Raw genomic sequence first — 20063 nt, forward strand, 5'->3', positions numbered from 1 at the left:
CGTCAGTCCTTCACTTCCGCGCACAGGATGTCCGCGCATGCGGCCTGGTGGCCGTCCACGCGGGCGATGCCGCTGTAGAGCGTCATGTTGCGGATCTCGCGCTTGATGCTCACCTCCAGCTCCAGCCGGTCGCCAGGTACGACCATGCGCGAGAACTTCGCCGCATCGACCTTGACCAGGTACGACAGCGCGCCCTCGCAGGTGCGGCCGCGACTGAGGTGGCTCAGGATGCCGCCGGCCTGCGCCAGCGCCTCGATCACCAGCACCCCCGGCATCACCGGATGGTCGGGGAAATGGCCCTGGAAGAAGTGCTCGTTGGCCGAGACGTTCTTGTAGCAGAGCACGCGCTTGCCCGACTCGAACTCGACGACGCGGTCGACGAGCAGGAACGGGTAGCGGTGCGGCAGCAGCTTGCGGATGCCGCCGATGTCGATCGGCAGCGTCAGGTCCAACGTCATTCATCCCCCTTTGCGCGCGCGCCGATGCGGCGGGCGAGCGAATCGAGCTGGCGGATCCGCACGGCATTCTTGCGCCATTCCCGGGTGGGCTGGGCAGGAATGCCGGACGAGTACTCGCCCGGCTCGGTGATCGAAGCCGACACCATCGTCATCGCGTGGACGACGACCTTGTCGCAGATTTCAAGATGGCCGGCCACGCCGACCTTGCCGGCCAGCATGCAGTAGCGGCCGATACGGGTGCTGCCGGCGATGCCGACACAGCCGGCGATCGCGGTATGTGCACCAATGTGGACGTTGTGCGCGACCTGGATCAGGTTGTCCAAGCGCACATCCTCCTCGATCACCGTGTCCTCGAGGGCGCCGCAGTCGATCGTGGTGTTGGCGCCGATGTCGCTGTCGTCGCCGACCACCACGCCGCCGAGCTGAGGCACATTGAGCCAGCGGCCGCCCTCCATCGCCAGGCCGAAGCCGTCGGCGCCGAGCACGGCGCCGGGATGGACGGTCACACGCTGGCCCAGTCGGACGCGCTTGACCAGCGACACTCGTGCGACGAGCCGCGCGCCTTCACCCACCACGCAGTCCTCGCCGATCGTGCAGCCCGGGCCGATGGTCGCGCCGGCAGCGATCACGCTGCGCGCGCCGATCGTGGTCATCGGGCCGACCGACGCTGTGGGATCGACCGACGCGGTCGCATGGACCACGGCGGAGGGATGGACGCCTGCAGGCGCATCGGCGCGCGGCGCGAACAGCGCGGCGATCTTCGCGTAAGCGACGTAGGGATCGCGCGCGATCAGCGCCGTGCCCGCAAATTCCGCCGCATCGGCCTCGCGCAACACGACGATGCCGGCCGCGGTGTGCGCGAGCTGCGGCCGGTAGCGGGGGTTGGACAGGAACGCGAGCCGGTCGGGACCGGCCGCCGACAGTGTGGCGACGCCGACGACGGCGACGCCGGGATCGCCGTGGACGGTCAGCGCGAAGCGGTCGGCGAGCGCGCGGGCGGTGAGGGGCGCATGGGCAGTCATCGGTCCAGGCGGCTCAGAACGCGCCGCCGAACGTGAACTGCAGGCGCTCGAGCTCGTCGCCGCCACGGATCAGCTCGCCCGAGCCGCCGCGGACTTCCTTCTGGCTGCGCAATGGGTAGGCGTAGCTGATCGAAATCGGGCCGACCGGCGCACGCCACATCAGCGCCACGCCCGCCGAGGCGCGCAGTTCCTTGGCATCCCAGGAATCGATGTTGCGGAACACATTGCCGAAGTCGACGAACGCCGAGATGCGCGCGGCCGGGGACTTGATCAGCTGCGGAAAGAACATCTCGAATGAACCGACGGTCTTGACCGCGCCGCCGATCGGCTGCCGGTAGCTGCTGGCGAACGCGGTCTCGCGCGGGCCCAGGGTGTTGTCGCGGAAGCCGCGCACCGAGCGTGCACCACCGGCGTAGAAGTTCTCGAAGAACGGCAGGCCGGAGGCGGTCACCGTGCGCACGTAATCGGGCGAGGTCGGCTCGCACGGCGAGCTCGGCGTCGGATTGGGATTGGCCTCGGTCGATGCGACGTAGCAGGTGTTGCGCACGATGTCGTCGCCGTAGCTGTCGCCGTAGCCGATCTCGGCACGAGTGTTGAGCACCAGATAGCGGCTGAGCGGCCAGTACTTGGAGATCTCGTAGTTGAGCTTGAAGTACTCGGCGGTCGAGCCGGGCAGGGTGGCCTCCAGCGAGACGCGCTGCATCATGCCGCGGGTGGGCTGCAGATAGTCGTTGCGGGTATCGCGGGCCCAGGCCAGTTCGCTGCGCCAGGCGTGGAAGGTGCGCGAGCCGAACGCCTCGATGTAGTCGACGATCGAGTCGGGCGAGGAGCCGCGCCAGGCGAAGATCTGGTTGCGGTCGACGCCGAACAGCAGCGAGATCGAGTCGTTCTCGGTCAGCGGGATGCCCAGGATGGCCTGGCCGGCGGCGCTGGTCGACGAGTACTGCGCGGTGTTGAACTTGGAGTTGTCGAACTCGCGCCACCACAGGTTGTAGCCCAGCGACATGCCGCCGTCGGTGAAGTACGGATTCATGAACGAGAACGAGTAGCGCTGCAAGTAAGTATTGCGCTGCGCCTCGACCGACACCCTGTTGCCGCTGCCCAGGAAGTTGTTCTGCGACAGCTGGACCGATGTGGTCACGCCGGCCAGCTGGGAGTAGCCCAGGCCGAACACGAAGCTGCCCGACGTGGTCTCGGTCATGCTGAACACCACATCGACCTGGTCGTTGCTGCCCGGCACCGGCTGGGTCTCGACATTGACGCTGCCCGATTCGAAGTAGCCCAGGCGCTGGAGTCGGACCTTGGAGCGGTCGATCGCGGCCTGCGAGTACCAGCTACCCTCGAACTGGCGCATCTCGCGGCGGATGACCTCGTCGGAGGTGCGGCTGTTGCCCTTGAACTGGATGCGCCGCACCTGGACGCGCGGGCCGGGCACGACCTGCAGGTTGATCGCCACGGTGCGGTTCTCGCGATCGACTTCTGGGATCGGATTGACCTGCGCGAACGCGTAGCCGATGTTGCCGAGCGTGGCGGTGATCGCATCGGAGCTCAGCTCGAGCAGCGCGCGCGAGAACACCTGGTCCTTCTTGACGAAGACGCGGCTCTCGATCTCCTCCTTGGGCAGCACCGTGTTGCCGGTGATCTGCACGTCCGACACCTTGTAGATCTCGCCTTCGGTGATGCCGGCGGTGATGAACATGTCGGCCTTGTCGGGGCTGATCGCGACCTGGATGCTGTCTTCGCTGAAGTCGATGTAGCCGCGGTCGAGGTAGAAGTTGTGCAGCTTCTCGCGGTCGCCCTCGAGCTTTTCGCGCGAGTACTGGTCGTCGCGGCGGTACCAGCTGAGCCAGTTGGATTCGCCCGACTCCCAGTTGTCGGTCAGCGTATCGAGGTCGTAGACCTCGTTGCCGATGATGTTGATGTGGCGGATCTTGGCTGCCTTGCCTTCCTCGATGTTGATCGCGATGTCGACCCGGTTGCGGTCCAGTCGCGAAACGGTCGGGGTGATCTTGACGTTGTACTTGCCGCGGTTGTTGTACTGGCGGACCAGTTCCTGGGTCACGCGGTCGAGATCGAGGCGGTCGAAGGTCTCGCCTTCCGACAGACCGATGTCGTTGAGGCCCTTGGTCAGGTCCTCGGTCTTGATGTCCTTGTTGCCGGTCAGTGTCAGCCGATTGATCGCCGGCCGTTCGGTGACCGTGAACACCAGGATGTCGCCCTGGCGCGCGACCTGGATGTCCTCGAAGAACCCGGTGCGATAGAGCGCGCGGACCGCCTCGGAGATGCGGGTCTGGTTGACCGCGTCGCCGCGCTCGATCGGCAGGTAGGTGAACACCGTGCCGGCACCGATGCGCTGCAGGCCGTCGACGCGGATGTCGCTGACGGTGAAGCTGCTGGCAGCCGGCGGCGCGAGCGGTGGCAGCGCCGCGGCGGGCGCGGCAGGTGCGTTGGCCGTCGTCTGGGCCCAGGCCGGAGCGGCGATCACCGCGGCGAGGGCGAGGGCGAGCAGGCGGCGGTCGGGGATACGCGTCATTCTTCGGGTCCGGGTAGGGGAGGGAGTCCGGCGCAGGGCGACGGAAACCGGGTCGGGGCGGTTGTCTAGCGCACCAGTTGCAGGATGTCGTTGTAGAACGCCAGGCCCATCAGGCTGGCCAGCAGGGCCAGGCCGACGTACTGCCCGGCCACCATCGTGCGCTCGCTCACGGGGCTGCCTTTGACCAACTCGATAAGGTAATACAACAGGTGGCCCCCATCCAGCAGGGGGATCGGGAGCAGGTTCAGGATCGCAAGACTGAGCGACAGCAGGGCGAGGATCGTCAGATACCAGGCCGCGCCTTGCTGGGCGTAGGTATTGGCCGCCCGGGCAATGGTGATCGGCCCGGCGACGGTGTTCTCCAGGGCCACCCGGCCGGAGAACGCCCGCCCGATCATGCCGACCAACTGGCCGGTCAGATGGCCGACTTCGCGCACCGCGACCGGCGCGGCGGCGACCACGCCGTAGCGCTGCATCGCATCCTTCGGGGGCATGGGCAGGTTGCGCGGGGGCGCGATGCCCAGCGCCCAGTACTGGCCGCGGCCGTCGGGCAGGTTCATGCGTCCGGGGGTGATCTCCAGCGCCAGGCGCTCGCCGTCGCGGGCGACCTCGACCATCGCCGCACCGCCGCGCTCCCCCAACCGCTGGACCAGCGGGCCGATGTCCTCGAATGCGCGCACCGGGCTGCCGTCGACCGCAGTCACACGGTCGCCTTCGGCGAGGATGCCCCAGGCCGCGCTGTCGGGCTCGACCCGTCCCACCAGCGGCGGCACCAGCAGGTGCCGCGGCAGCAGGCCGATGGCCTGGATGAAGCGCCGCTGGTCGAAGCCGTCGGGCAATTGCGACAGGCGCAGGTCGCGCACGACCTGGCGGTCGCCGGCATCGGTGACGTGCAGTGCGATGTCGCGATGGTCGAGTGCGGCCGGCAGCAGTGCCTGGTGGACCTCCGACCAAGTCGGGGTGGCCCGATTGCCGACCTGGTCGACCCGATCGCCGGGCTGCAGGCCCGACGCCTGGGCGATGCCCGTGCTCTGGCCCACCACCGGCGCGTAGTCGGGCCGTCCGATCACGAACATCGCCCACAGCAGCGCCACGCACAGCAGCAGGTTGGCCAGCGGGCCGGCGGCGACGATCGCGATGCGCTTCCACACCGAGGCCCGGTTGAAGGCCTGGGCGGCCTGTTCGGCGGGCACCGCGCCTTCGCGCTCGTCGAGCATCTTGACGTAGCCGCCCAGCGGCAGCATCGCGATCTGGTAGACGGTGCCGTCGCGTCCGCGGCGCGACCACAACGGACGCCCGAAGCCGATCGAAAAGCGCAGCACCTTGACCCCGCAGCGACGCGCGACCCAGTAGTGCCCGAACTCGTGAAAGGTCACGAGCACGCCCAGGCTGACGATCAGCCACCACACCGAGCCGAGGAATTCAGACATCGCGCACGCTCAATGGACCACGCCGGAATCGATCGCCTGCCCAGCGGCGCGCCGGGCTTGCGCATCGGCATCGCGCAACACATCCAGCGAATCGGCGGGCAGGGTGGGCAGCGCGGCGAGCACATGCTCGACCAGCGCCGGAATGGCTAGAAAACGAATCCGTCCCTGAAGAAAAGCTGAAACCGCCACTTCGTTGGCCGCGTTCAGCAACGCTGGCGCGGTGCCGCCGGCGATCAACGCCGCGCGCGCCAGGGCCAGGCAGGGGAAGGTGTCGGTGTCGGGCGCCTCGAAGTCGAGCCGGCCATGCTGCAGCAGGTCCAGGCCTGAGACGCCCGAGGCGATGCGCTCGGGGCTGCCCAGGCCGACCGCGAGCGCGGTGCGCATGTCCGGCAATCCGAGCTGGGCGAGGGTGGAACCGTCGATGAACTCCACCAGCGAGTGCACCAGGCTCTGTGGGTGCACCAGCACGTCCAGGCGCTCGGAGGGCGTGGCGAACAGATGGTGGGCCTCGATCAGCTCCAGCCCCTTGTTCATCAGCGTGGCCGAGTCGACCGAGATCTTCGGCCCCATCGACCACTTGGGGTGGGCGACCGCCTGGGCCGGGGTCACTTCGGCAAGCGCCGCCCGGTTGCGGCCGCGGAATGGACCGCCGGACGCGGTGAGCACGATCCGCGCCACGCCGCTGCGGTCGCCGTCGGCGGGCAGGCACTGGTGGATCGCGTTGTGTTCGCTGTCGATCGGCACGATGGTCGCGCCGGCCTCGCGTGCGGCGCGCATCATCAGGTCCCCGGCCAGCACCAGCGACTCCTTGTTGGCCAGCAGGACCCGCTTGCCGGCACGCAAGGCGGCGAGCGTGGAGTCGAGTCCGGCGGCGCCGACGATCGCCGCGACCACCGTGTCGCAGGCTTGGCGGTCGACCGCGAGCGCTTCGAGCGCTGCCATGCCGGCGTGGGCCTGCGTGCCCAGGCCGGCCGCGCGCAGCCCAGTGCGCAGCGCCTCCAGGCCCGACGGGTCGGCGATCACCGCGTGGTCGGGCCGATGCGCGACGCACAGCGCGATCAGTGCGGACACGTTGCTGCCGGCCGCGAGCACGCTGGCGCGCAGGCGCTGCGGATGTCGGGCGATGACGTCCAGCGCCGACGTGCCGATCGAGCCGGTCGCGCCGAACACGGCGACGTGGCGGATCATCGGGCGTCGGCCCGGCGGCGCAGTGGGGCGGCCATCGTGTTCAAAAGCCCAGCCAGATCTGCCCGAACGCGAACACCGGCAGCGCGGCGAGCACGCTGTCGATGCGGTCGAGCACACCGCCGTGGCCGGGAATCAGGGTGCCCGAGTCCTTGGCGCCGGCCTGACGCTTGAGCAGGCTTTCGAACAGGTCGCCGACCACCGAGGCCAGCACCGTCAACACCGCGACCACGGCGACCAGCGGCAGCTGTGTGACCTGCGCGCCGGCCAGCGGCGCGAAAGCCAGCGCGACGACGAGGCCGGCAACGATGCCGCCGGCCAGGCCTTCGACGGTCTTGTTGGGGCTGATCCTCGGCGCCAGCTTGCGGCGCCCGAAGCGGCGGCCGGCGAAATAGGCGCCGGTATCGGTGGCCCAGACGATCGCCAGCGCCAGCAGCAGCCAGCGGTTGCCGTGCTCGCCGCCCTCGTTGGCGTGGATCACGCACAGCGCCGCCCAGGCCGGGATCACCGCCAGCGTGCCGGCGGCGAGCTTGAGGATCCGCCCGCGGGCATCGGGGGCGGCGGCAAAATCGTAGTGGCGCAGCCACAGCGCCGCCGCCAGCCACCAGAGCACGCCGACCATGGCCAGCATCTTGAGCAGCACCAGCGAGCCGCCGCCGGTGGCCGATCCCCAGACGATGGCGACCATCAGCAGCAGGTTCAGCAGCAGCAGCGCAGTGCGCGCGAGCGTGTCCTCGACGCCGGCCAGCCGCAGCCATTCCCACAGCGCGGCGAGGAAAACCATGGCCGAGACCGCGGCCATCCACGGGGTGTTGAGCAGCAGCACGGCGGCGATGGCGGTCGGGGCCATCAGCAGCGCGGCAAGGATGCGCGTGCTTGTCATTCGATGCTCTCCTTGTGCGGCGCAGTCGCGGCGATCTGCTCGCCGGTCAGGCCGAATCGACGCTCGCGCGAGCCGTAGGCGGCCAGGGCCTGCTCGAGTTCCGCCATCCCCAGTTCGGGCCATAGTGTCGGCGTGAACCACAGCTCGGTGTAGGCCAGCTGCCACAGCAGGAAGTTGCTGATGCGCAGATCGCCCCCGGTGCGGATGAACAGGTCCGGTGCCGGCAGGTCGGCCAGGGCGACCCGCGCGCCGACCGCCGCCTCGTCGATGTCTTCCGGGCGCAGGCGACCCGCGGCCACGTCCTGGGCCAGGGCGCGCGCCGCCATCGCGATGTCCTGACGGCCGCCGTAGCTCGCCGCCACGTTCAGCGCCAGCCGCGTGTTGCCGGCGGTCTGCGCCTCGGCCGCGGCCATGCGGGCCCCCAGCGCCTCGCCAAAACGCGCGCGTTCGCCGATGAAGCGCAGGCGCACGCCACGGCGGTGCAGCTCGCCGACCTCGCGATCGAGCGCGCCGAGAAACAACTTCATCAGTGCCCCGACTTCGTCCTCGGGCCGTCCCCAGTTCTCGCTGGAAAACGCGAACAGCGTCAACGCCTCGATGCCGCGTTCCAGGCAGAAGTCGATGCACAGGTTGACCGTCCGCGCACCGGCGCGGTGCCCGATCGCGCGCGGGCGCCGTCGGCGCGCCGCCCAGCGGCCGTTGCCGTCCATGATAATGGCCACGTGCCGCGGCACATCGCCGGGATTGGTGCTGGGTGATGGGTGATCGGGAACGGCGGAGTCCTGCGGGGGCGAGGGTTCGGACAAGGGAATGGCCTCTGGCTCTGGTTCTGGCTGTTGACCAATCACGAAGGGCGAATCACCCATCACGGGCCCTCAGACCGCCATCAGTTCCTGTTCCTTGGCCTTGACCACGTCGTCGACGTCCTTGATCGCCTTGTCGGTGATCTTCTGGATCTCGTCCTCGCTACGGCGCACGTCGTCCTCGGAGACGAGCTTTTCCTTCAGCAATTCCTTGACCTGCTGGTTGGCGTCCCGGCGGATGTTGCGGATCGCGACCTTGGCGTCCTCGCCCTCGCCGTGGACGACCTTGCTCAGGTCGCGGCGACGCTCCTCGGTCAAGGCCGGGATGTTGAGGCGGATCGTGGTGCCGGCGGTATTGGGGGTCAGGCCGAGGTCGGAACCCAGGATCGCCTTCTCGACAGCGCCCACCATCTGCTTTTCCCAGGGGGTGATGGTCAGCGAGCGGGCGTCGGTCACGGTGACGCTGGCGACCTGCGTCAGCGGCATGTCCGAACCGTAGTAATTGACCTTCAGGTGGTCGACCAGTGCGGTCGAGGCGCGGCCGGTGCGGACCTTGACCAGGGCGTGGCGCAGGGCCTCGACGCTCTTGGCCATGCGGGTCTGGGTGTCTTTCTTGATGTCGTTGAGCATGCGCGCCCCCGGTCCGTGTGCTGAATCGGGGGATTATAAGCGGCCAGGACTGGCGCGGGGCGGCGGTCGCCCCGTGCCTGTTGGCGGGTTCAGCCGCGTCCCTGGACGAGGGTGCCGATCGGCTCGCCGCGCAGGATCCGCAGCAGCACGCCGGGCTGGCCCATGTCGAAGATGCGCAGCGGCAGGTCGGAATCGCGGGCGAGCGCGAAGGCTGCGGTGTCCATGACCTCCAGGCCCTGGCCCAGCACCTCGTCGTAGGTCAGGCGGTCGTAGCGCTTGGCGCCGGGCACCTTCTTGGGGTCGGCGTCGTAGACGCCGTCGACCTTGGTCGCCTTGAGCAACAGGTCGGCGCCGATCTCGATCGCGCGCAGCGCCGCGCCCGAGTCGGTGGTGAAGAACGGGGTGCCGACGCCTGCGGCGAAGATCCCGATCCGGCCCTTTTCCAGATGACGGATCGCGCGGCGGCGGATGTAGTCCTCGCAGACGTCGTTGATCTTGATCGCACTCATCACCCGCACGCGCGCACCGCGCTTTTCCAGCGCGTCCTGCATCGCCAGCGCATTGATGACCGTGGCCAACATGCCCATCTGGTCGCCGGTCACCCGGTCCATGCCGCCGGCGGCCAGTCCGGCGCCGCGGAAGATATTGCCGCCGCCGATCACCAGGCCGAGCTCGGCGCCGGCCTTCTGCGCCTCGATGACCTCTTCGGCCAACCGGCCGATCACCTTCGGGTCGATGCCGTAGTCCTCGTCCCCCATCAGCGCCTCGCCGGACAGCTTGAGCAGGACGCGGCGATAGGCGAGAGGTGAGGTCATGGCGGACTCCGGAGGTTGGGGGCGCGTGAATTCTAGAAGATCGACGCCATTCGCGCTCACGTGGTGTGCCGCATTTTTCGCGCAAGGCAGGGCGAAACCGCAGGGATCGTTCGCGTACGCTTGATCGATGACTTGCTAATTGCAGCCCTCGTCCATCGCGGGAGCGAGCCATGCCGGAGAAGACAACCACCGCCCGGGCCGCAAGGGCCAAGCGGGCGGGCAAGTCCGCCAGCACCCAGGCCGGCGAGTTCGTGCGCGAGGAGATCGCGCACGTCCGCCAGGGCAAGCACGGTGCCAAATCGGCCACGCAAGCGATCGCGATCGGCCTGTCAAAGGCGCGACGCGCGGGGATCGATGCCAAGCCGGGCAAGACGGCGTCCAAGGCGACGAAGGCCAAAGCCGCACAGGACGCCGCCAAGGCCGGCACTGATGCGCAGCCCTCGGCGGCCCGGTCGCGCGGCGCCAAGCAGGCGCTCAAGACCGCGAGCAAGAAGACGCCGGCCAAGAAGGGCGCCAGCAAGCAGGCGCTATCGAGCCAGGCCAAGAAGGCGGCGTCCAAGCGCACTGCGGCCGACCGCTCGGCCGCGGCGAAGAAGGCCGCCAAGACCAAGGGGGCGGCCGGTCGCAAGGCGGCTGCACGGAAGGCCGCGCGAACGCGCGCGCAGGATTAGGGGGACCTCCCATGGCGGGCGACCGGTTGTCGCGGTACCGCATCAGCGAATCCGGACCGGCGTCCCGAAGGCGCGGCCCGTGCCGACCGCCTCACACAGCGCCATGCCGGACACAGCGCGAGACCGTGTGGCCGGCTCAGCCGGGCGCCGTGTCGCCCGCGTCGTCGTCGGATCTCTGGCGGTCGGCATCGGGCGATGCCGCTTCGACCGTGCCGTCGGCCTTGACCCGACGGGCGAACTTCGGACCGGCGATCAGCGCCGGATCGTTGCCTTCGGCCGACGGGTTGTTGTCGTGCGCATAGTCGGCGCCGCGGGCGGCGATCCGGTCGTTGACGGCGACATTGTCGGCCTGCTGCGGCTGGTCGGAATGGGCATCCGAGCCGGTGTCGGGTTTGCGCGACATGGCAGCGCTCCTGGAGGGCAGGGGAGCGCCATGGTGGCCAGCCGGCGCGCGAGCGGGGCGTGAACCGCTTGTCCGTGGGTGTCGCAGGGCGTAGCTTTGTGTATCGAAGAGCGTGACGCGGCGCACACGGTGACTGTGGCCATCCTCGTATGGTGAGTGGCTGCCGCATGGTGACGTCTGCTGCCGTCGGAGGGGGTCAAGCGCGTGGCCAGGCCAGGGGAGCCGGGATGCCGAGGAAGCAGGCCATGAGAGGGGACAGCAGGCGCCGGCCGTCGGTGGCGACTGCGCGCGCGATCGGCATCGCCCTGGGCGCGGCGATGACCGTCGGCCTGATCGTGTTGCTGCTGCTCGACCGGCAGACGCGCATGCAGGCCGCCGATCGCCAAAGCCTGACGATGGCGACCGGCGTGGACCGGTTGCTGCATCTGGAACTGCGCAACATCGAGCGCGCCCTGGGCGGCATCGCAGCCGAAATCGGCGGTGAGCCGGCGTCGGCGCAGGACGCGATAGCCGGCGTCGTCGCGCGTCATGCCGAGCTCGCTTCGATCGTGCTCTACGACGCGCAGGGGCGCGCGCTGTCGGCAGGCCCCGACGCATCCGAGCTGCATGTCTGGAAGACGGCGGCGTCCGGGGCGACGGCGCTTCGCGTGGGCGCGCTGCGGCACGGCGATGCCGGCTGGGAGCTGCCGCTGGCCTTTCCCGACGGCCATGGCCGTTGGTTGGTGGCCAGGCTGCTGACCCGGGAGTTCGACGCGATGACCGAAGGCTTCGATGTCGGTCGCTTCGGCAGCATCGTGATCTACACCCACGATGGCTGGGTGGTGTCGCGGTTCGGGCGTGGGCCCTCGCAGGTCGGCCAGCAGGTCGAATTGCCGGCCTCGGCGGCGTTGCATGGCGCGCGCTTCAACATTCTTCGGGTCAGTCAGCTCGACCGCATCGAGCGGGCGATGGGCTTCAGCCGGACCAGCGACTATCCGCTTGTGGTCAGTGGCGGGCTGAGCGTGCGCGAGGTGCTCGCGCCCTGGCGCGTCTATGTGGGGACGGCGCTGGCGCTGGTCGTGGCGTACTGGATCGCCCTGGCCGCGGTGCTGGTCCGGCTGCGCGCCAACGAACGTGCGCAGGCCGATCTGCTGGCCGAGATCGAGACCCAGACCCGCTGGCTGCGCCAGGCGCAGTTGGCCTCGCAGATCGGTGTGTGGCGGGTCGAGGCCGGCGACGACCGGGTACGCGTCACCGATGAGATGGCGGCGCTGTTCGGCCTTGTGCCCGAAGGCGGCACCATTGCGCTGGAGGCGTTCTTCGAACACATGCATCCCGACGACCGTGCGCGGGCCTTCGAGCAGTTCAGCGATCTGCGCCGCAGGCGCCAGCCTTATGAGCAGGAGTACCGGGTGATGCTGCCCGACGGGCGCACCCGCTGGCTCAAGGGCAGTGGGGCGACCGTGTCCGATGGCGGTCGCGAGGTGATGACCGGGACGGTGATCGACATCACCGAGCGCCGCGATGCGCAGATGCGGGTCGAGCGTGCGGAGATGCAGTTCCGCCAGTTGTTCGAGCGCAATCCGCTGCCGGCCTGGCTCTACGACGTGGGCACGCTGGACGTGCTCGCGGTCAACGAGGCGGCAATGGAGGTGTACGGCTACAGCCGCGAGACCTTCGTCGGCATGCGCGTGACCGATCTGCTCGCGCCTGAGGATCGCGACGCCGGCACCGACGTGATCCTGCGTCGCGGCGAGGGCAGCAGCGAGCGGACCTGGACGCTGGTCACGCGGGATGGACGACGGATCCAGGCCCGCGTCCACGCCCGCGACATCGAGATGGAGGTCGGACGCGCGCGGCTGGTGCTGGCCGAGGATATCGGCGCGCGCCTGGCCTACGAGCGCGAACTTGCTTGGCGCGCCAGCCACGACCCGGCGACCGGCATGTTGACGCTCGCCGCGCTGGCCCAGCAGATCGACGCGCAGTGTGCGTTGCGGCCCTGCGATGGGTTCGCGGTCGCCTACGTGCAACTGCGCGACCTGGAGCTGATCGCCCCCACCCTGGGGCGCCGGACCGGGGAGGCGGTGCTGCGCGAAGCGGCCGGCCGTTTTGCGCGGATCGCCGAGCGTTACGGACTCGGCAGCCATGCGCCGCCCGAGACTTTCGCGATTGCAGCGTTCGATCCTGCGGACCTGCCGGCGCTGGTCGAGGACCTGGTCGCGGCCAGCCAGTCGCCGGTGGAAGCCGACGCGGGCATGTTCCCGCTCGAGGCCTGGATCGGGCTGGCCGACGGACCGTGCGAGGACGGCGGCGCCGAGCACGTGATCGCGCATGCCGCACTGGCCGCGTTCCAGGCACGGCGCGGGCGGACTGCGGTGGTCCGCTACGACACGGAGATGGCCGCGCAGGCGGCCGAGCGGTTGGCGCTGCTCAGGCGGCTGCGCAAGGCATTCGACCAGCGGCAGTTCGAGCTGTTCTATCAGCCGATCCAACGCCTGGACGATGGCCGCATCGTGGCCTTCGAGGCGCTGCTGCGCTGGCGCCAGGCCGACGGCAGTTTCGTACCGCCCGCGCAGTTCGTGCCGCTGTGCGAGGAGTCGGGTCTGATCGTGCCGATCGGCACTTGGGTCATCGATCAAGCCGCGCGTGCGAGTCAGCGTCTGGCCGAGGCCGGGGCGGAGGTCGCGATCGCGGTGAACGTCTCGGCGGTACAGTTCGAGGCCGGACTGCCCGTCGAGGCGATCCGCGCGCTGCGCCAGACGCAGGCGCTCCGCCCAGGCGCCCTGCATCTCGAACTGACCGAGAGTGTGCTGTTGCGCGATCCCGATGCGGTGCGCGCACAGATGGGCCGGCTGCGCGACGAAGGTGTGTGTCTGTCGATCGACGATTTCGGCACCGGCTTTTCCAGCATGGCGTACCTGCGCGATCTGCCGCTCGATGCGCTGAAGATCGATCGCGTCTTTGTCCGGGACGTCGCCCATGATGTGCACAGCGCAGCGATCTGTCGTGCACTGATCGACCTGGGCCACGGCCTGGGGCTGTCGATCATCGCCGAAGGCGTCGAGGACGCGGCGCAATGCGACTGGCTGATCGCCCATGGCTGTGATCAGGCGCAGGGCTACCACTTCGGGCGGCCCATGCCGTTCGAGGATGCGCTCGCGCTGTTGCAGGCAAGGTGACGAATGGCGGTATGCCGGACGTGCGCGCGGAACCTGTGCGCATGGCCGGCACAACTGACGTGGTCGGTCGCGGGCCGGCGATCGCTGTGCACGGCTTGCGCACATCGCCCGCTCTAGCGTGCGGAGCTTGGATCCCCGGCGACCCAGGAGCAGCACCGAGATGGCCAAGTCCCCAAAGTCCCCCAAGCGGTCCGCGTCGTCGAATGCCGCCGCGCAGCAGACATCCGCCGCGCGTGCTTCCGACAGCGCCGCGTCGAAGGCGCCCGCGCCCGGTACCGGTGATCTGCAGGCCGGCCAGGCGGCCGACACCGAGCATCTTGCCGCCGCGTTCACCCACAACCAGAACAAGGCGTCCGAGTACGGCCGCGATCGCGCCACCACGCCACCGGCCGGGCAGCAGGCGACGCCGCCCTCGGACCTGCCGACGGCCAGCACGCTGGGCGAGTCCAATACGTCGGCGAAGGTCGGCACGCGGCCCGCGCCCGGTGCCAATCCCACCGTCGAGTCGCTCGACCGCGTCCGCGTCGACCCCGCCGGGCAGCGGCTGACCACCAATCAGGGCGTGCCTGTCGCCAACAACCAGGACTCGCTCAAGGCGGGCCTGCGCGGCCCGGCGCTGCTCAAGGACTTCATCCTCCGCGAGAAGATCACCCACTTCGATCACGAGCGCATTCCCGAGCGCATCGTGCACGCGCGCGGGTCCGGCGCGCATGGCTACTTCGAATGCTACGACGCGGTGCCGTCGCTGACCTGTGCGGCGCCGTTCCAGGAGGCGGGCAAGATCACGCCGGTGTTCGTGCGCTTTTCAACCGTGGCCGGCGAGCGGGGCTCGAAGGACACCGCGCGCGACGTGCGTGGGTTCGCGGTGAAGTTCTACACCGACGAAGGCAACTGGGACCTGGTCGGCAACAACATCCCGGTGTTCTTCATCCAGGATGCGATGAAGTTTCCGGACCTGGTGCATGCGGTCAAGCCCGAGCCGCACCATGCGATGCCGCAGGCGGCCTCCGCACACGACACGTACTGGGACTTCGTCTCGCTGATGCCCGAGTCCACGCACATGCTGTTGTGGCAGATGTCGGACCGGGCGATCCCGCGCAGCTATCGCATGATGCAGGGCTTCGGTGTGCACACCTTCCGCTTCGTGACCGCCGAGGGCGTGTCGTCGTTTGTGAAGTTTCACTGGACGCCCGTGCTCGGCACGCACGCGCAGCTGTGGGACGAGGCGGTCAAGACCTCCGGCTGTGATCCCGATTTCCATCGCCGCGACCTGTGGGATGCGATCGAGGCGGGCGCGTATCCGGAGTGGGAACTGGCGGTGCAGGTGTTCTCCGAAGACGATGCCGAGCGTTTCTCGTTCGACGTGCTCGACGCGACCAAGCTCGTGCCCGAGGAACTGGTGCCGCTGACCCCGCTGGGCCGTCTGGTGCTCAACCGCAATCCGGACAATTTCTTCGCCGAGACCGAGCAGGTCGCGTTCTGTACCGCGCACGTGGTCCCGGGCATCGACTTCACCAACGATCCGCTGCTCGCCGGTCGCATCCATTCCTACGTCGACACCCAGATCTCGCGGCTCGGCGGCCCGAACTTCCACGAGTTGCCGATCAACGCGCCCATCGCACCGGTGCACAACAACCAGCGCGACGGCATGCACCGGCAAGCGATCCATCGCGGCAGGGTCGCCTACGAACCCAACTCGCTCGGCGGCGGTTGCCCGTTCCAGGCGGGCAAGGCCGGTTTCGTGCCGTTTCCAGAGCCCGTCGAGCAGGATGAGGTGCGCGGCAAGCCCGAGCGGTTCGCCGAGCATTTCAACCAGGCGACGTTGTTCTACAACAGCCAGACCAAGATCGAACAGGCGCATATCGTCGCCGCGTTCCGCTTCGAGTTGTCGAAGGTGACGGTGCCGGCAATCCGCGAGCGGGTGGTGTCGATGCTGCGCAATGTCTCCGACGATCTCGCCGGCCGGGTCGCAGAGGGCCTAGGCATGCCGCTGCCCGAGCCGATGCCGCGCGTGTTGCCCGACCCGCCGTCGCCCGAAGTCGAGATGTCACCGGCGCTGTCGATGCTGGCGCGGCCGGGCGAGGCGGGCATCCGTACCCGCAAGATCGCGATCCTGATCGGTGAGGGCAGCGATGCCGACCAGGTCGCCGCATTGCAGAAGGCGTTGCTGGCCGAAGGCGCGGTCGGCCGGTTGGTCGGTCCGCGCGTGGGCGCGTTCACCGCCGCCGACGGCGCCAGCCTGGATGCCGACGCCTCGCTGGAGAACGAACCGTCGGTGCTGTTCGACGGGGTCGCGATCCCGGGCGGCAAGGCGGTCGCACGCCTGGCCGGCGACGGGCGCGCGGTGGAGTTCGTCGGCGACCAGTTCCGCCACTGCAAGGCGATTCTCGCCTTTGGCAACGGAACCGATCTGCTCGAGGCGGCGGGCATTGCGCTCGATGGCGAGGACGCCGCACTGATCGTGGCGCGCGATGCCGGCAAGACATCGATTGCACGCTTCGTCAAGGCACTGGCGCAGCATCGCAACTTCGATCGCGAACGCGACCCGCCGTTGATCTGAGCGGACGCCCCGCACGGCGTGCGCGGCGTCCGGCCGCGCGCACCACGCCGCTCGTGTCGCCGCGGGCCGCGCCCGTCGCCTCTTTCCCGGGAACCGACGCCATGCCCCTGTCCGCGATACCGAAATCGTCGCTGCCTCCGGTGTCCGAACGCGGCCGCATGGCCGCCGCCACGACGCCGCTCCATGCCGACGTCCGCGCCTGCCTGGCGCAGCGGCCTGCGTTACCGCATCCGGGCGCGGGTGCGACGCTTGCGCGGTGGCGCGCACTGGCCCACATCGCCGCCGGCGACCTGTGCGTGGTCAAGGTGATGGAAGCGCACTACGATGCCTTGGCGATCCTAGACGAACTCGACGCCGCGTCGTCGCCCGCAGACAGGCTGCTCGCGGTCTGGGCCGCCGAGCCGCCGGATGCGCGTGTGCAGTTCGTCGCGCAGGACGGGGCCGAGGGGCGGCTGGACGGGGTCAAGGCCTGGTGCTCGGGCGCCGACCTGGTCGATGCCGCACTGGTGACCGCGTACCAGGACAACGAGCGCGTCCTGGTCCTGGTCGAGTTGCGCCAGCCCGGCGTGGCGCGCCTGCGCGGTGGCTGGCACGCCGTGGGCATGGGCCGCGTCCACAGTGGGCGCGTGGCCTTCGAAGACGCCCGCGCGAGCCGGGTGGGCGCGCCTGGCGCCTATCTGGCGCGGCCGGGCTTCTGGCACGGGGGAGCGGGCATCGCTGCATGCTGGTTCGGCGCGAGCGCCGCGATCGCGGAACGACTGCGGACGCATCCGCGCATCGCCACCGATGCCCATGCGTCCGCGCATCTGGGCGCGGTGGACATCGCGTTGTCGGCCGCGGCCGCGGTGCTGCGCGAGACCGCAGCGCTGATCGACACGGCGCCCGCCGCGCCGCACACCGCGGCGGTGATCCGGGCGCGCTCCTTGCTCGAGCGTGTGGCGACCGAGGTCGTCGACCGTGTCGGCCGCGCACTGGGCCCGGGCCCCTTGTGCGAGGACTTCGACCATGCGCGGCGTTGCGCGGACCTCACGACGTTCATCCGCCAGAGTCATGCCGAACGCGATTGGACGGCATTGGGCGAAGCAGTGGCACGCCAGGAGGCAGCGTGGACGCTGTAGCCGAACGTCGGGCCCCGGCGGCGCCGACGATCGTCGGCGACGGCCAGCATGAAGGCGACTGGCGTGCGTCCGCCTGGCTGCAGGCGCTGCCGCGCGTCACCGCCGATGCTTGCTTGGCCGGTGTCGCCCGCCTGGTGGTGGTGTCGCCGCATCCCGATGACGAAGTGCTCGGATGCGGCGGCCTGATGGTCGAGGCGGGCATGCGCGGACTGCCAGTGCACGTGGTCTCGGTGACCGATGGCGAAGCCTGTTACGCGGACGACCCGCAGTGGCCGCCGGCGCATACACGGGCCGTGCGGCGTGCCGAACTTCGGGCTGCGCTGGACATGCTGGGCGGCAGCGGTGCCCCGGCAACTATCGCGACACTGGCGCTGGGCGACGGCCGGGTCGGTGCAGGCGAATCGGCGCTGGCCGAGCGGATTGCCACGCAATTGCGCGCCGGCGATCGGGTGCTGACCACCTGGCGGCACGACGGGCATCCCGACCACGAGGCGACGGCACGTGCGACCGCCGTCGCCGTGCGCCGGGCCGGGGCGTCGCTGCAGGAATTTCCCGTCTGGGGGTGGCATTGGCTGGATCCGGCCGCCGCGTCGCCGCCGTTTGCTGATGCGTACGCTGTCGGGTTGTCGATGCAGGCGGTCGCCAGGAAAGCCCGGGCTCTGGACTGCTTCGTCTCGCAGCGTGCTGGCGGACATGCCACGCCGATTCTGCCGCCGCACGTGATCGCGCGCTTTTCGCGCGACTTCGAGGTCCTGCTGCCATGAATGCCGTCGCCTCCACCTCACCCGACTACTTCCGTGCGCTGTACGCGGAGGACGATCCATTCGGCTACCGGCACCGCTGGTACGAGGCGCGCAAACGCGCGCTGCTGCTGGCCAGCCTGCCGGCAGCTGCCTATGACGCCGGTTGGGAGATCGGCTGCTCCAACGGAGAACTGACCGCCGTGCTCGCGGATCGATGCCGCAGCTTGCTCGCGACCGATCTCGATCCACGCGCAGTCGAACTGGCGCGCGCGCGCACCGCGACCTGCATCGACGTGCACGTGGAGGCCATGCGCCATCCGCAGCAGTGGCCACAGGGCACGTTCGATCTGATCGTGCTCAGCGAGGTCGGCTATTACCTGGCGCCCGACACGCTAGACGGGTTGTTGGCGCGACTGCCGACGAGCCTGCGCGATGCGGGGACGTTCGTTGCCTGTCATTGGCTGCACCCGTTCGACGAAGCGCCCCAAACCGGCCGCCAGGTCCATGACGTCATCGCGCAGGCGCTGGGTGCGCCGACGATCCGCTACGAGGATGCCGACCTTCTGCTCGAAGGCTGGTCGGCCTCGCCGCACTCGGTCGCGCAACGCGAGGCATTGCGATGATCGGTGTGGTGGTGCCGGCCCACAACGAGGAGGTCTTGCTCGGCCGATGCCTGGCATCGGTACGCATGGCCGCCGCCGATCCGCGGCTTGGAGGCGAGACGGTCCACGTGGTCGTGGCCCTCGATCGCTGCAGCGACCGCAGTGCCGAGATCGCCGCGGCGCACGGTGCGACCGGGCTCGTGGTCTGCGGCGGCAATGTCGGCAGCGCCCGCGATGCCGGGATGCGCGCCGCGATCGCCACCGGTGCGCGCTGGCTCGCGAGTACCGACGCAGACTCCGTGGTCCCGCCCGACTGGCTGTCGAGCCAACTGGCCTGTGGGGGCGATGCGTTCTGCGGCATGGTGGCCGTCGACGACTGGCTCGACTACGCATGCGACGTCCGCGCTGCGCACGAGCATCGACATCCACGGCGCGACGGCCATCTGCATGTCCATGGCGCCAATCTGGGACTGGCCGCCGAGATCTATCTGCGCTGCGGCGGATTCCCGGCGATCGCCGCCCACGAGGATGTTGCGCTGGTCGATGCCTTGGTCGCCTGCGGTGCGCAGATCGCGCGCTGCGCGGCGCCGATCGTGCTCACCAGTGCGCGCCGCAGCCCGCGTGCGCGGCAGGGGTTCGGCGACTACCTGCGCGCGCTCGAGGCGCGCGTCCAGTCGGCTGCAGTCCTGGGCGGCAGCGGCGAACGGCACCCGGTCGATCCGCTCCCGGTGGCGCATGGGCCCTGAACTGATCGGCTGGGCGGCCTCGGTGATCCTGCTGGCCACACTGGCGCGGCAGATCGCCACGCAGTTGCGCGACGACAGCGCGCGTGGGGTATCGAAATGGCTGTTCCTCGGCCAGATCGCGGCCTCGACGGGCTTCGTCACCTACAGCGCTTTGGTCGGCGACTGGGTGTTCATCGTCACCAACGTCTGCATCCTGATCACTGCGATCGTCGGTCAGGTCGTGACCTGGCGCAAACGGCGGCGCGCGGCCGCGTAGGCCGCGTCATGTCGAACGGCCCAGTATGTGCGGGGCGGGGGTGTGCG

Annotated in this window: 18 protein-coding genes; 8 read left to right on the forward strand and 10 right to left on the reverse strand. The window is 69.5% G+C overall.

The genetic code is table 11. The features are described 5' to 3' along the window. Positions 1-2: 2 nt before the first annotated feature. From fabZ to pyrH, 9 genes are all read right to left on the reverse strand, one after another. Complete coding sequence (gene fabZ, locus ABE488_RS13995; RefSeq protein WP_346445024.1) at positions 3-458, reverse strand: 3-hydroxyacyl-ACP dehydratase FabZ; 456 nt, start codon at positions 456-458, stop codon at positions 3-5. Further along, complete coding sequence (gene lpxD / locus ABE488_RS14000; RefSeq protein WP_346449012.1) at positions 455-1480, reverse strand: UDP-3-O-(3-hydroxymyristoyl)glucosamine N-acyltransferase; 1026 nt, start codon at positions 1478-1480, stop codon at positions 455-457. Before lpxD ends, fabZ begins: the two co-directional genes overlap by 4 nt. Before the next feature lie 13 nt (positions 1481-1493). After that, entirely contained in the window at positions 1494-4013 is a 2520-nt protein-coding gene (gene bamA / locus ABE488_RS14005) for an outer membrane protein assembly factor BamA (RefSeq protein ID WP_346445021.1), read from the reverse strand. Positions 4014-4078: 65 nt separating this feature from the next. After that, positions 4079-5443: an RIP metalloprotease RseP gene (gene rseP / locus ABE488_RS14010; RefSeq protein ID WP_346449013.1), complete on the reverse strand. Its 1365-nt coding sequence runs from the start codon at positions 5441-5443 to the stop codon at positions 4079-4081. Between the two features lie 9 nt (positions 5444-5452). Then, positions 5453-6631, reverse strand: coding sequence for a 1-deoxy-D-xylulose-5-phosphate reductoisomerase (dxr, locus tag ABE488_RS14015; RefSeq protein WP_346449014.1), 1179 nt, complete (start codon positions 6629-6631; stop codon positions 5453-5455). A gap of 40 nt (positions 6632-6671) precedes the next feature. Continuing rightward, positions 6672-7511, reverse strand: coding sequence for a phosphatidate cytidylyltransferase (locus tag ABE488_RS14020; RefSeq protein WP_346449016.1), 840 nt, complete (start codon positions 7509-7511; stop codon positions 6672-6674). Then, entirely contained in the window at positions 7508-8245 is a 738-nt protein-coding gene (uppS, locus tag ABE488_RS14025; RefSeq protein WP_346449042.1) for a polyprenyl diphosphate synthase, read from the reverse strand. Before uppS ends, ABE488_RS14020 begins: the two co-directional genes overlap by 4 nt. A 141-nt stretch (positions 8246-8386) precedes the next feature. Next, positions 8387-8944: a ribosome recycling factor gene (gene frr / locus ABE488_RS14030; protein WP_346449017.1), complete on the reverse strand. Its 558-nt coding sequence runs from the start codon at positions 8942-8944 to the stop codon at positions 8387-8389. Between the two features lie 89 nt (positions 8945-9033). Then, positions 9034-9759, reverse strand: coding sequence for a UMP kinase (pyrH, locus tag ABE488_RS14035; protein WP_183425800.1), 726 nt, complete (start codon positions 9757-9759; stop codon positions 9034-9036). A gap of 170 nt (positions 9760-9929) precedes the next feature. On the opposite strand from pyrH, the gene ABE488_RS14040 reads away from it, so the two are divergent. Continuing rightward, positions 9930-10430 carry a DNA-binding protein gene (locus tag ABE488_RS14040; RefSeq protein ID WP_346449019.1) on the forward strand — a complete coding sequence of 167 codons (501 nt, stop codon included), beginning with the start codon at positions 9930-9932 and terminating at the stop codon, positions 10428-10430. A gap of 136 nt (positions 10431-10566) precedes the next feature. Here ABE488_RS14040 and ABE488_RS14045 read toward each other — a convergent pair whose 3' ends face one another. Continuing rightward, on the reverse strand, positions 10567-10833 hold the full coding sequence (locus ABE488_RS14045) for a hypothetical protein (protein WP_346449020.1): 267 nt from the start codon (positions 10831-10833) through the stop codon (positions 10567-10569). A 245-nt stretch (positions 10834-11078) separates the two neighbouring features. Here ABE488_RS14045 and ABE488_RS14050 point away from each other — a divergent pair, with 245 nt between their 5' ends. From ABE488_RS14050 to ABE488_RS14080, 7 genes are all read left to right on the forward strand, one after another. Then, complete coding sequence (locus ABE488_RS14050) at positions 11079-13991, forward strand: EAL domain-containing protein (RefSeq protein ID WP_346449022.1); 2913 nt, start codon at positions 11079-11081, stop codon at positions 13989-13991. A 160-nt stretch (positions 13992-14151) separates the two neighbouring features. Then, a complete protein-coding gene (locus ABE488_RS14055) occupies positions 14152-16551 on the forward strand; it encodes a catalase (protein ID WP_346445007.1) in 2400 nt (799 codons plus the stop codon). Positions 16552-16709: 158 nt separating this feature from the next. Then, positions 16710-17669, forward strand: a complete 960-nt coding sequence (locus tag ABE488_RS14060) for an acyl-CoA dehydrogenase (RefSeq protein WP_346449024.1) — start codon at positions 16710-16712, stop codon at positions 17667-17669. Continuing rightward, positions 17657-18433: a PIG-L family deacetylase gene (locus tag ABE488_RS14065; protein WP_346449026.1), complete on the forward strand. Its 777-nt coding sequence runs from the start codon at positions 17657-17659 to the stop codon at positions 18431-18433. The genes ABE488_RS14060 and ABE488_RS14065 overlap by 13 nt, the downstream gene beginning before the upstream one ends. Next, positions 18430-19035: a class I SAM-dependent methyltransferase gene (locus tag ABE488_RS14070; RefSeq protein WP_346449027.1), complete on the forward strand. Its 606-nt coding sequence runs from the start codon at positions 18430-18432 to the stop codon at positions 19033-19035. Before ABE488_RS14065 ends, ABE488_RS14070 begins: the two co-directional genes overlap by 4 nt. Next, positions 19032-19760 carry a glycosyltransferase family 2 protein gene (locus ABE488_RS14075; RefSeq protein ID WP_346449029.1) on the forward strand — a complete coding sequence of 243 codons (729 nt, stop codon included), beginning with the start codon at positions 19032-19034 and terminating at the stop codon, positions 19758-19760. Before ABE488_RS14070 ends, ABE488_RS14075 begins: the two co-directional genes overlap by 4 nt. Then, positions 19750-20016 carry a hypothetical protein gene (locus tag ABE488_RS14080; protein ID WP_346444998.1) on the forward strand — a complete coding sequence of 89 codons (267 nt, stop codon included), beginning with the start codon at positions 19750-19752 and terminating at the stop codon, positions 20014-20016. Before ABE488_RS14075 ends, ABE488_RS14080 begins: the two co-directional genes overlap by 11 nt. Positions 20017-20063 lie beyond the last annotated feature (47 nt).

Source organism: Luteimonas sp. TWI662 (genome assembly GCF_039673825.1).
In the GTDB taxonomy this organism is placed as follows: Bacteria; Pseudomonadota; Gammaproteobacteria; order Xanthomonadales; family Xanthomonadaceae; genus Luteimonas.